Origin of the sequence: Clostridium sp. HV4-5-A1G (assembly GCF_900184915.1) — a bacterium.
Taxonomy (GTDB): Bacteria; Bacillota; Clostridia; order Clostridiales; family Clostridiaceae; genus Clostridium_B; species Clostridium_B aromativorans.
Genome location: NZ_FXYI02000384.1, coordinates 1 through 580, shown reverse-complemented (window position 1 = coordinate 580; position 580 = coordinate 1). Strand labels below are relative to the sequence as shown.

The 580-nt window shown below is 25.7% G+C and carries 2 protein-coding genes and 1 pseudogene; all 3 read left to right on the top strand.

The window, feature by feature from the left end; genetic code table 11:
• Positions 1–229: pseudogene (locus J5G60_RS18670) on the top strand (hypothetical protein); the annotation flags it as partial.
• Positions 196–351 (top strand): sigma factor-like helix-turn-helix DNA-binding protein, encoded by a 156-nt coding sequence (locus J5G60_RS19275; protein WP_150358788.1) that lies wholly within the window; start codon positions 196–198, stop codon positions 349–351. The pseudogene J5G60_RS18670 and the gene J5G60_RS19275, both read left to right, overlap by 34 nt.
• A 16-nt stretch (positions 352–367) precedes the next feature.
• On the top strand, positions 368–580 hold a 213-nt coding region (locus J5G60_RS18660), incomplete at its 3' end, for a BhlA/UviB family holin-like peptide (protein ID WP_207876667.1).

The window sequence follows — 580 nt, the reverse complement described above, 5'->3', positions numbered from 1 at the left end:
TTTTTTAATGATACTGCGACCACCGATATCTACACTTCTAGCTTCGTCTGCAGCGTCTGATGTTTATAAGATACTGTATATTTACTTTTCAAAAAAACATATGAATACTATGAAAAGAGAAACTGAATTAAACTTAAATATAGTTTCTAATCGTACTTATACTAATATGGAAAATTTTTTTATAATTAAAGATGGATTAAACAAACTTACTGGTCCACAAAAAAAGTAATAATAAAGAAATTTTTTTATGGTTTTACTGATACTGAAATAGGGAAACAATTATCTATATCTAGACAAGCTGTTAATAGACTTAAAAATAGAGCACTAGAACGTTTAAGAAACTTTGTATAACCTTTAGGAGGTAACTATGGAAGATCAAATATTAAAATTAGCAGCATCTCAAGGAATATGGGCAGTTTTATCAATAGTCCTCATTTTTTATATTTTAAAAGCACAAGAAAAAAGAGATGATAGACAAGAAGAAAGAGAAAAAAATTATCAGGAAATTATATCAAAACTTACTGAAAGATTTAATATAGTTGATGATATAGATAAAAATATTAAGGAAATACAATATGTA